Here is an 8,374-nt window from a genome sequence, read left to right on the forward strand (position 1 = left end):
GCCGCCGCCTTTGCTTTTACGACAAATCGTTTAGCCATTCGCGCAAATGGCTAAATATATGCTAAATTTCATCTTGCCGCGCCGCGTAAATTTTAAAATTTCGCTTTTATACAGGCGCTGTTTTCTTGCCTATCTCTTGCCGATAACTCGCCGCCTGCCGCTTAGATGAAATTTTAAAATTCCACCGCCTGTGCGCATGGATAAAATTTTAAAATTTCGTCGTCCACGCGCACGAACGAAATTTTAAAATTCCACGCCGCTTAACACGAGCGGATGAAATTTTATAAAATTTTGCCGCCGCAAATCAAAGCGCAAATAAACGCGCTAGCGCACAGAAATCGCGCGAATTAGTAAAAGTCGCGTTTGAATTTTATCGATAAATTTATGAATCCCGCCTATGCTTCGGCGGTTTCGTTTTCATTGATTACGGCTTGCATCGTGTCTCTGGCGTGCTGCAGCCAATCTTTATCGCTCGTATCGAGCAGGTCTAGGTAGATGATTTTGACATGTCCGCTATGGACGGTGAAATCGTGAGAGTTTGCGATGTGCTGCGTGCCGATGAGTACCACGGGCTGGACACGCAGACCAAGCTTGCTAACGATCGCTTTGGCGCCGCTTTGGAATTGCAAAAGCTGCGTGCCGCGATGCCTAGTGCCCTCGGGAAACATCGTGATGACGCGCCCTTCACTCACGCGCTGCTGAACTTCGTGCACGATCCGCACCAGATCGCGCGGATTTGAGCGATCGACCTGGATCATCTTCGGAAGCGTGATGATTTTGCCGATGATAGGGATGTCTGCGATCTCCTTTTTAGCGATCCAGCAGATATCGGCGGGATGAGTCTCTTCAAGCACGACGATATCCATTATACTTTGGTGGTTGGCGATTACTAGCTGCGCGCGCGGATCGGGGGTACCTATGATCTGGATATCGTACCCGATGCCGTAGCGCTGGAAGCGCCCCCAAATGCGACGAAAGCGGCGATGAGAGGAGTTTTTCACCGCCATAGCGATCACGACGCAAACGACGGTAAAAATAAACCAAATCGCGTAAAATAGCGCTCTAATCCTTGCTAAGCTCATCTTTTTTAACCCAGCCGATCTTGTTGCCGCCTAGCATGATTTTATAAAATTCCTTATTCGTACCCAAAATTTCAACCTTTTCGGGATTTTTAGTCACGTAAAACACGGTGGAGCTTTGCATAGGCAAAATTCTAACCGGGGAATTTTGCGCAATACTGCCCGTGCCGTAAGGCCTTTGCGCGTAGAAATTTACTGCCAAAATTAGCACCGCAAAGATAAGCGGCGTGATATTTTTACTAAGCAGAAACATCACCAAAAGCACAGCAGCTAGCGTGTAGATCGCGATCTGCTTGTAAGCTTCAAATTTACTCTCTTTCGGATTTAGTCCGATCTGCGTGCTAAGATCCTCGGCGCGCGGATTAAGCTCAAGACCGAAATTTTCAAATTTTTTAGTATTAAGATTGAAATAGCTGAAGTCTAAATTTGTGATATTTTTATCCACGACGGCGAAATAATATCCACTCTGACTTGCGTATGTGCCGCGTACGGAGTCCACACCTTGCTTGATAATGGCGGGATTATCTATGCTAAAAGCGCTGATTGCGCCGTTTCGGATACCAAGATCGAGCGTGAGTAAATTCGATGCGTCGTCAAATTTTGTAGTTTTGTAGTTTTTAAGTTTCAGCTCGTCGGCTACGATATGCGAAAAATTAGGCTTCGTATCAAGCTTCATAAATTCCGGATTATCAGGCTTAATAGAGCTTTTTTCAAAGAATTCTCCGTTACGCTGCAAGGTCAAAACGAGCTCATTTATCTTATCGCTCTTATCGCTTGCCGCAAACCACAGCGTCGTCTCAAACATCTCGTCGCCCTCAATCCACGTAAGATTGTCGGCATTAAGCCACTTCATACCATTGGTGCGGCTGATCTCTAGCTTTGGCTTAACGGTGATTTTCTGCCCCAAATACACGGCGAAATCAATCTTAAAAATTTGATTGCAATACACCTTCCTAGGCATCCCGCTGGCTTTTAGCGTAAGCTCCTTGGGCTTAATGTCCTGATAGACCTTATCGTCGGATACATCAAGATCGACTTCGTTAGTAGGCGCCAAAGCCTTAAGATCGTCGATGCTTAGATTATCCATCGACATAACCTCTTTTTTATTATACTTCAGCATCACTTTGGAATTATCGCGCGTCTGCGGCTCGTCCGGCTTATCCTCAGCTTTTTTCGGCGCGTATTTACTTAGATCATCAAGCGAATCGATCTCAATCTCCGGCGCAGCAAACGCGAGCGTGCAGACACCTAAAATAGTAAGAATTCTTTTTAGCAAATTAAGCCTTTTAGCATTTTCTCTCCGTCCGTGCCGCCCAAAATAGGCTCTATCGCGCGCTCAGGATGCGGCATCAGACCGAAAATCTTTTTGTTTTTATCGCAAATCCCCGCGATTGTGTCCACTGAGCCGTTTGGATTTAGATCCGCGCCATTTTCGTCGCAATATTTTAGCAGCACGCAATCCTCGTCGTATAGCGACTTTAGCGTATCTGCAGGCGCATAGTAGTTGCCCTCGCCATGCGCAATCGGGATATTTAAAATTTCGCCCTTATCGCAACAGCGCAGGAATTTATTGTCGTTTGAAACGACGCGCAAATTGTGAAATTTTGAGATAAAGCTTAAATTTATATTTTTATTCATCGCGCCTGCGAGCAAGCCTAGCTCCAAAAGCATCTGAAAGCCATTACAGATGCCTAGGATATAGCCGCCGCGCGCAGCATGAGCGAGAACCGCCTTCATCACCGGGCTAAATTTGGCAATAGCCGCCGTCCGCAGATAATCTCCGTGGCTAAAGCCGCCGGGAAGCACGATCAGATCGGCATTTATGTCGGTTTCTTTATGCCAGATTATCTGCGTTTCGCAACCAAGCTTATCAAAGGCGTATTTGGTGTCGCGCTCGCAGTTGGTGCCTGGGAAATTGACGATCGCTACCTTCATATCACGATCTCATAGTCTTCGATGACGGTGTTTGCCAAAATTTCATCGCACATCCTAGCGACGTCGGCATAAATTTTATCCCTATCCTCGCCGTTTAGCTCAAGCACAATCTGTTTGGCTACGCGCACATCTCGCACTCCGCTAAAGCCAAGCGAAGCGAGGGCGTGCAAAACCGCCTTGCCCTGCGGATCGAGCACGCCCTGCTTAAGCCTTACGTTTACGACTACCCTCATCGCTTATCCTAAAATTCTACGCAAGACCTCTTCGTAGGCCACTTTTACGCTACCGAGATCCTGTCTGAATACGTCCTTATCGAGCTTCTTGTCGGTCTGTTTGTCCCAAAAGCGGCAGCTATCGGGGCTGATCTCATCTGCAAGTAGGATATTGCCGTCCTTATCTCTGCCAAGCTCGATTTTGAAATCCACAAGCTTTAAATTTCGCTCATCAAAAAATTTAATCAAAATTTCATTGATCTTGCGCGCGATCTTTTTGAGCTCATCAAGCTCGCTTTGGCTCTTTACGGCGCCAAGCAGCAAGCAATGCTCGTCATTTAGTATCGGATCGCCCAACTCATCGTCTTTATAGCAAAACTCCACCAGAGCAAACGGAAGCTTCGTACCCTCTTTGATGCCTAGGCGCTTTGTAAGCGAGCCAGTGGCGATATTGCGAGCGATGATCTCAAGAGGGAAAATTTTACATTTTTTCACTAGCTGCTCGGTCGGGCTGATCGTCTCAACAAGCGCGGTAGCGATACCGTGCTTTTTAAGCAGATCAAAAATCAGCGTCGAAATTTTACAATTCAGCGCGCCTTTGCCGCTCTCTTCGGCTTTTTTGACGCCGTTAAACGCCGTCAGCGAATCTTTAAATTCCGAAATCAAAAGGTCGTCACTTTCGTTAACCGACCACATCTTTTTGCCCTTGCCTTCGTAGATAAGCTCTTTTTTGGTAGCTTGCATCACACTCTCCTTACTTGATGTTTAGAATTTTTATCGCGTCTATTGCGGTTTTTAACTGGATATCGTTATTAATCTGCTCTGCGGTGATGAAATTTTTCTCATCCTTTTTCTGAGCATCTTTTTTCTTAGTCTCGACCTTGGCTAACTCGCCTTGCAGGTGCTTTTTAAGATCGGCTTCTTTTAGCGAGAATTCATCCTCGTCACGGCTCGGCACCTTGCCCGGCGCCACTATGAGATCAGGCGTCACGCCCACCGCTTGGATAGTGCGGCCGCTTGATAGATAGTAACGCGCTATGGTTAGTCGCAAGGCTTCTTTATCCTCGATCGGGAGGATCACCTGCACGCTTCCCTTGCCAAAAGTTTTTTCACCAACTAACACGGCGCGCTTTAGATCCTGAAGCGAGCCGCTTACGATCTCGCTCGCGCTTGCGCTGCCGCCATTAACCAAAACCACAAGCGGTAGATCGGTGATCTTCTTTTTAGGATCGGCGTTATGTGCTTCGGTTTCGTTTTTAGCGCGCCCTTTTTGAGAGACGATAAGACCTTTACTGACGAATAAATTTACGAGTCCGATCGCTTGATCCAAAAGCCCGCCCGGGTTGTTTCGCAGATCCAAAATAATGCCCTTGGCGTCTCTATGCTCTTTTATAAATTTGCTCGCATCCGGAACTACGTGCTGATCGAAATTCGTAACGCGCAGATATAAAATTTTATCATCCTCGATCATCTTAGCATAGACCGATTCCACTTTGATTATGTCGCGGATAATCTCGACGTCGAAAGGCTTGCTAACTCCCTTGCGCACGATCGTTAGAGTGATTTTGGTTTTCGGCTTGCCGCGCATTTTTGAGACCGCATCGTCGATCGTGATGCCGAAGGTCGCATTGCCATCGATACGCAAGATCACGTCGTTAGCCTGAATGCCTTTCTTATCGGCAGGAGTGCCCTCGATAGGCGAGATGACGGTCAGAGCGCCGTCTTTCATACCCACCTGAATTCCAAGCCCACCGAACTCGCCCTCGGTCTGGACTTTCGTATCGTTAAACGCCTTTTCGTCCATGTAGCTTGAGTGCGCGTCAAGGTTGTTCATAAGCCCCGAGATCGTCTTGTCCACAAGCTCGGAAAAAGTCATTTCATCGACATAATTGTTCTCGACGATCGCAAGCGTTTTGGTAAGCTTAGCTAGCGCCTCCAAACGCGTTTTTTCGCTGTCTGGCTTTTTAGTCGCGTTGACCTCTCTGGCTTGTAAATTTCCGGTAAAAAAACTAACGCCTAAAAATAGAGAAAATATGAATCCCAAGCCGAAGAAGAGGTGTTTTTGTCGCAAAGCATATCCTTGAAAGTAAAATGGAGTGAATTTTATAGAAAATTGGCTAAAAATAAGGTAAATTTCATACGAAATTTACGCATTTACGGATAAATTTAAACCGAAAATTTTAAAATCTCACTAAAAAACCTTGACATAAACACACTAAAGTTATATAATGCAATTAACGTCAACTTTAGGAGAAAATTTATGAACGAAACTATTGAAATTTTAACCGACAAAATGCGCTCTTTGCTCGAAAGCAGCGTTTCTTTAGCGATCCACTCCAAAAATAGCGAAGTGGGCGTATTACACATGCTCTGGGCTTTGGTAGCCGACAGCGGCTCGGTTCTAAATCAAATTTTTAATAAATTTAGCATCGAAAAGACCGCGGTCGAGCTTGAGATCAAAAGTGAAATTTCAAATTTGCCTACGAGCTCAAACGTCACGAAGGAAAACGTGCGAATCTCGCGCGAGCTGATGAACTCACTTGAGGTCGCAAAGGGGCTGATGACGAGCTCGGGCGATAAATTTATCGCCGTAGACACCTGGCTGATCGCAAATTTAAACGCAGATCCGCTAAAGAAAATTCTGTCTAAATTTGCAGATCTTAGCGAGATCAAAAAAGAGCTAGAGGCGCTTCGCGGCGGCAAAAGCATCGATTCACAAACCGCCGACGAGACGCTTGAGGCGCTTAGCAAATTCGGCGTCGATCTCACCGCTAAGGCGATCGCGGGCGAGCTTGATCCGGTCATCGGTCGCGACGAGGTGATTTCACGAATGATGCAAATTTTAATCCGCAAGACGAAAAATAACCCTATCCTACTCGGCGAGCCGGGCGTTGGAAAAACCGCGGTCGTCGAGGGGCTTGCGCAGCTGATCGCCAAAAAAGAGGTACCGCTCAGCCTGCAAAACAAACGCGTCATAGCGCTTGATATGAGTGCGCTGATCGCGGGCGCAAAGTACCGCGGCGAGTTTGAAGATAGGCTCAAAGCCGTCATCAACGAGGTCGTAAAAGCCGCAAACGTCGTGCTTTTCATCGATGAAATTCACACCATCGTAGGCGCGGGCGCAAGCGAAGGCTCTATGGACGCTGCAAACATCCTAAAGCCAGCCCTTGCGCGCGGCGAGCTGCACGCTATCGGCGCTACGACGCTAAAAGAGTACCGAAAGTATTTTGAAAAAGACGCCGCGCTTCAGCGCCGCTTCCAGCCCGTAACGGTCGCGGAGCCTAGCGTGAGCGAGGCTACGGCGATCTTGCGCGGCATAAAGGAGCGGCTAGAGGTGCATCACAACGTCACCATCACCGATAGCGCGCTTGTGGCGGCTGCAAGGCTAAGCGACCGCTACATCAGCGATAGGTTCTTGCCCGATAAGGCGATCGATCTCATTGACGAAGCGGCAGCGGAGCTTAAAATGCAGATCGAAAGCGAGCCCAACGAGCTTGCCAAGGCCAAGCGCGACATCCTCACGCTTCAGGTCGAAAAGGAAGCCCTTAAAATGGAGGATGACGGCAAAAACGACGAGAGGCTCGCGCAGATCGATAAAGAGATCGAAAATTTAACCGAGCAGAAAAACGCGCTTCAGGCTAAATTTGAAAACGAAAAGTCCGTATTCGGCGGCATAAGCGAGGCTAAAAAAGCAATCGACAGCCTCAAAAACGAAGCGAGCTTAGCAAGACGCAACGGCGATCTTAGCAAGGCTGCCGAGATCGAATACGGCAAGATCCCCGCCGCGCAAGCAAAGGTCAAGGAGCTTGAGGCGAAATGGGACGCGATGAAAGAAAACGGCGTGCTTTTGCGAAACCGCGTGGACGAGGAGAGTGTGGCCGAAATTTTAAGCAAATGGACGGGCATCTCGGTAAGCAAAATGCTCTCCTCCGAAAAGGAGAAATTCCTCCACATCGAGGAGCATCTAAAAGAGAGCGTCGTGGGGCAGGATGAGGCGCTGCACGCCATCGCTCGCGCAGTCAAGCGCAACAAAGCGGGGCTCGTGAATGAAAACCGCCCGATCGGAAGCTTTTTGTTTCTAGGACCTACAGGCGTCGGCAAGACCGAGAGCGCGAAGAGCCTCGCTAGGTTTTTATTCGACGATGAGCGGGCGATGATCCGTTTTGATATGAGCGAGTATATGGAAAAGCACAGCGTCTCGCGCTTGCTCGGCGCGCCTCCTGGATACGTGGGCTACGATGAGGGCGGACAGCTTACCGAAGCTGTGCGCAGAAAGCCCTACTCTGTGCTGCTTTTTGATGAGATCGAAAAGGCGCACAAGGACGTTTTTAACATCCTGCTTGGAATTTTAGACGACGGGCGCGCGACCGACAACAAGGGCGTTACGGTCGATTTCAAAAACACGATCATCATCCTAACGAGCAATATCGGCTCGGCTAAGATTATGGAGCTTGACGCCAAAAATACGGACAAGCCGCGCGAGGTAGCGCTTGCCGAGCGAGAGGAGGCGGTAAAGAGCGAGCTTAAGAATTATTTCAAGCCCGAATTTATCAACCGCTTGGACGATATCGTGATCTTCAATGCCCTAAGCGAGGACGATCTTATAAAAATCGTGGGCATTATGTTTAAGAGTCTGCAAAAAACGCTCGCAAATCGCGGCATTAACGCAAGCCTAAGCGAAAATGCCAAAAAACTCATCGCCTCGGCGGGCTTTGATATCGAATACGGTGCAAGGCCGCTACGAAGGGCGCTCTACGATCTAGTGGAGGATAAGATCGCCGATATGATCCTAAGCGACGAGATCAAAACGGGCGATCGGATCGAAATCGACGCGCGTGACAGCGAAATCGAGATAAAAAGGGTAAAGTAAAATCGGGCGGAATTTATCCTGCAGGGTAAATTCCGCGCTGGTGGAGTAAATTTGGCGAGGTAAATCTCACGCCTTAGCTAAGTAAATTTGGTGGGTAATCTTTCCCATGGGAATTGAAACAAAAGTCTTTTTATTACTTTTAAAATTTTATAGTAGGCAGGATTCTATTCCACTGGGAATTGAAACATCATAATGCTATCTTTAATGGATACGAGAGCCTTTAAGTAGAATTTCATCCCGTTGGGAATTGAAACAGCTCAACTATCGCGTCAAGTCTA

The 8,374-nt window shown here is 47.8% G+C and carries 7 protein-coding genes; 1 reads left to right on the top strand and 6 read right to left on the bottom strand.

The window, feature by feature from the left end:
- Window positions 1-395: 395 nt before the first annotated feature.
- From Q0369_RS08170 to Q0369_RS08195, 6 genes are read right to left on the bottom strand one after another with little or no spacing between them, the layout of a single operon-like run.
- Window positions 396-1,082, bottom strand: a complete 687-nt coding sequence (locus tag Q0369_RS08170; RefSeq protein WP_298098480.1) for a 1-acyl-sn-glycerol-3-phosphate acyltransferase — start codon at window positions 1,080-1,082, stop codon at window positions 396-398.
- Window positions 1,063-2,355 carry an SH3 domain-containing protein gene (locus Q0369_RS08175; protein WP_291937538.1) on the bottom strand — a complete coding sequence of 431 codons (1,293 nt, stop codon included), beginning with the start codon at window positions 2,353-2,355 and terminating at the stop codon, window positions 1,063-1,065. Before Q0369_RS08175 ends, Q0369_RS08170 begins: the two co-directional genes overlap by 20 nt.
- Entirely contained in the window at window positions 2,349-3,014 is a 666-nt protein-coding gene (gene purQ, locus Q0369_RS08180; protein ID WP_298098483.1) for a phosphoribosylformylglycinamidine synthase I, read from the bottom strand. Before purQ ends, Q0369_RS08175 begins: the two co-directional genes overlap by 7 nt.
- A complete protein-coding gene (gene purS / locus Q0369_RS08185; protein WP_298098486.1) occupies window positions 3,011-3,247 on the bottom strand; it encodes a phosphoribosylformylglycinamidine synthase subunit PurS in 237 nt (78 codons plus the stop codon). Before purS ends, purQ begins: the two co-directional genes overlap by 4 nt.
- 3 nt (window positions 3,248-3,250) lie before the next feature.
- Entirely contained in the window at window positions 3,251-3,970 is a 720-nt protein-coding gene (gene purC / locus Q0369_RS08190) for a phosphoribosylaminoimidazolesuccinocarboxamide synthase (protein WP_297896375.1), read from the bottom strand.
- Window positions 3,971-3,980: 10 nt separating this feature from the next.
- Window positions 3,981-5,270, bottom strand: coding sequence for a S41 family peptidase (locus Q0369_RS08195; protein ID WP_367178992.1), 1,290 nt, complete (start codon window positions 5,268-5,270; stop codon window positions 3,981-3,983).
- A 216-nt stretch (window positions 5,271-5,486) separates the two neighbouring features.
- Here Q0369_RS08195 and Q0369_RS08200 point away from each other — a divergent pair, with 216 nt between their 5' ends.
- The gene (locus Q0369_RS08200; protein ID WP_298098488.1) at window positions 5,487-8,096 is read left to right on the top strand and encodes an AAA family ATPase; all 2,610 of its coding nucleotides are present in this window, start codon (window positions 5,487-5,489) and stop codon (window positions 8,094-8,096) included.
- The last annotated feature ends 278 nt before the right edge of the window (window positions 8,097-8,374 follow it).

It is taken from the genome of uncultured Campylobacter sp. (assembly GCF_938030685.1).
Lineage (GTDB): Bacteria > Campylobacterota > Campylobacteria > Campylobacterales > Campylobacteraceae > Campylobacter_B.